We start from the raw sequence: 3,173 nt of genomic DNA, 5'->3' as shown, positions 1-3,173 counted from the left end.
GGCCATTGGCTCGGCCACATGACCTTCGTCGAGCTGTTCCAGGCGGTCGTCGGCATCGCCGTGTCGCTGATCCCGGAAGGCCTGCCCGCGCTCATCACCATCACGCTCGCTATCGGCGTGCAGCGCATGGCGCAGCGCAACGCCATCATCCGCCGTCTGCCAGCGGTGGAGACGCTGGGCTCGGTGTCGCGCATTTGTTCGGACAAGACCGGCACGCTGACCCTGATGGAAATGATGGTCACCTCCGTGGTCACGGCGGAGAGCGCCTATCAGGTCACGGGCGACGGTTATGCGCCGGAAGGCGAGATCAGCCGCAACGGCGCAAAGCTCGCCGACGCCTCGGCGCTCAAGCTGATGGGACGCGTCTCGCTGCTCTGCAACGACGCCGAATTGTTTCAGGACGACGGCGCCTGGAAGGTAGAGGGCGACCCGACCGAGGGCGCGCTTTATCCCTTCGCGTCGAAGATCGGCATGACGCGTGAAGCGGAACAGGCGGCCTTCCCGCGCATTGACGCGATCCCGTTCGAGTCCGAGCATAAATTCATGGCCACCCTGCACCGCGCGGCGGACGGCGGCCAATTCCTGCTGGTCAAGGGCGCACCCGAGGTGATCCTCGACCATTGCGACCGCCAGCAATTAGCGGATGGCGGGGCGGCGACGCTCGACCGTGATCATTTCGCGCAGGAATCTGACCGACTCGCGGCGCAGGGCGAACGCGTGCTGGGCCTCGCCTGGCTCGAAAATCCCGGCCTCGCCGCCGGCAGTCTCTTGCCCGCCGACCTGCCGAAATCGCTGGTTCTGCTCGGCCTCGTCGGCCTGATGGACCCGCCGCGCAAGGAGGCGATCGAGGCGGTCAAGGAATGTCACGGCGGCGGCATCCGCGTCACCATGATCACCGGCGACCACAAGATCACCGCCGCCGCCATCGCCAAGATGCTCGGCATCGGCGACGGCAAGACGGCGGTGTCCGGCGTCGAGATCGAGGCGATGGACGAGGCGACTTTGCGCGATTGCGTGCGCGACGTCGACGTGTTCGCCCGCGCCAGCCCGGAGCACAAGCTGCGGCTTGTCAAGGCGATCCAGGCCAACGGCCAGATCGCGGCCATGACCGGCGACGGCGTCAACGACGCCCCCGCGCTGAAAAAGGCCGATATCGGCGTCGCCATGGGTATCAAGGGCACGGAGGTCACCAAGGAGGCCGCCGGCATGATCCTCGCCGACGACAATTTCGCCTCCATCGGCGCGGCGGTGAAGGAAGGCCGCACGGTCTACAACAATATCGAAAAGGCCATGCTGTTCCTGCTGCCGACCAATGTCGCGCAGGCTTTGGTCATCGCGGTCGCGATCTTCCTCGGCTTCACCTTGCCGATCACCGCGCCGCAGGTTTTGTGGGTCAATATGGTGACCTCGGTCGCGCTCGGTCTGGTCATCTCGTTCGAACCGCATGAGGAGGACGTGATGCGGCGGCCGCCGCGCGCGGTCGACCGGCCGATCGTGACCGGCTTCGGGCTGTGGCGCATCCTGTTCATCGGTACGGCCTTGCTCGCCTATACGCTCGCCGCCTTCTTCATGATGAAGGATTACGGCGCCTCGGATGGGCTGGCGCGCACCGTCGCCGTCAACGCCATCACCATCGGCCAGGTGTTCTATCTGCTCAACAGCCGTTACCTGATCGATTCATCGCTCTCGCTGACGGCCCATCTCGGCAACCGCTATCTCCCGATGGGCATTGGCGCGGTGGTCGTGCTGCAACTCCTGTTCACCTATGCGCCACCGTTCCAGGCCATGTTCGGCAATGAGGCGGTTCCGCTTTGGGTCTGGCCGTGGCTGCTGCTCGGGGGCGTGGTCTTTTTCCTCGCCGTCGAGGCCGAGAAGACCGTCATCCGCTCGTCCGCGCCCTTGCGCGCGGCGGTGGTGGCGATCGAGGCGGGTGAGAACCAGCCCTCCCCAACGCGCTCCTGAGCCCGGAAGGACGGAAAGGCTATGGCTTTTCCGTCTCCAGCCGGCCGAGCAGATGGCCGACCGCGCGCCAGGCGTGACGCGCGAGCGCTTCGAGCCGCCGGATGGAATCGATCCGCGCCAGCGCCTCGTCGACATTGATTTCACCGGTCCCGACCTTGGCGAGGGTCGGCCCGCGATGGACCCGGCGTAGATCGCCCAGTTCGCGCGCGCTGGCCTCCAGCCGCGCGAAGGCCGCGCCGGCGGAAGGCGTCTCCAGCTCTTCGATCGGCGCGGCGGCCTCGCTCAGCGCCGTCTCGCAGGCGATATCCGCCACGGCGGCCGACGCCGCGCGCATCGCCTCGGCGCAGAGCGACGCGGCGCGCGCTTCCTCCGCGCCGGCGCCGCTCGCCAGCCGCTCCGGCGTCTCCGCGGCGATTTCGGCGAGCCGGGAGGCGTGATCCAGCGCGTGCAAAGTGCTGGTCAGGCGCGCATCCTCGCTGTCGGAATCGGGCGGGCCGCTGACGTCCGAGATGAAATCCCGCGCCTGGCGCAAGGCCTCCGCCGGCTCCGAAGCGGCGAGCGGCGCGCCGGTCTTCGCCGGCGCCGGGACAGCGGCGATCCTGTCGGTGAGGGCGCCGATGGCCAAGGCGATCGTCCGCCGCACGGCCTCGACCGCCACCACCGGATTGTCCAGCGCCGCGGGGTCGAGGCCGCGCGTCATCGCCGCGCGGGTTTCGGGCAGCAGGCGCTCCACGAAACGGGTGAACCAGTCGATCACCGGCATCAGCACCGCGACGCCGACGACATTATAGGCGGTGTGATAAGCGGCCAGCAGAGTGGCGCCGTCGGCCATGCCCACGGCGCGGCCGATCAGCCGCATGGTCAGCGGGAACAAGGCGATGGCGATGACGGCGGCAATGATCTTGAACAGGATATAGGCGAGGGCCAGCCGTTTCGCGGTCGTGCTGGCGCCGATCGCCGCCAGCGCCGAACTGGTCGCGGTGCCGATGTTCTGGCCGATGATCAGCGCGCAGCCCTGATCGAGCCCGATGGCGCCGGCGTGAAAGGCCGACAGCGTCACGGCGATAGCGGCGGTTGAGGATTGCATCACCGCCGTCATGACCAGTCCGGCGAGCACCAGCGACAACAGGCCCAGGAATCCTGTCATCCAGCCGACGCCCGGCGCGCCCAGAACCGACGGCAGGTCGGAGGGATGAAGCTGCTCCGCGACA

2 protein-coding genes are annotated in these 3,173 nt (G+C 67.9%); one reads left to right on the top strand and one right to left on the bottom strand.

Features of this window, described 5'->3' with window-relative positions:
- On the top strand, positions 1-1,962 hold a 1,962-nt coding region (locus tag ACE3S9_RS17300), incomplete at its 5' end, for an HAD-IC family P-type ATPase (RefSeq protein WP_374547727.1).
- Positions 1,963-1,981: 19 nt separating this feature from the next.
- Here ACE3S9_RS17300 and ACE3S9_RS17295 read toward each other — a convergent pair.
- Positions 1,982-3,173 (bottom strand): Na/Pi symporter (locus ACE3S9_RS17295; protein WP_374547726.1); only part of this gene is annotated, 1,192 nt, incomplete at its 5' end.

It is taken from the genome of Rhodoblastus sp. (assembly GCF_041915505.1).
Taxonomy (GTDB): domain Bacteria; phylum Pseudomonadota; class Alphaproteobacteria; order Rhizobiales; family Beijerinckiaceae; genus Rhodoblastus.
This window is presented reverse-complemented; position numbering and strand designations above follow the sequence as displayed.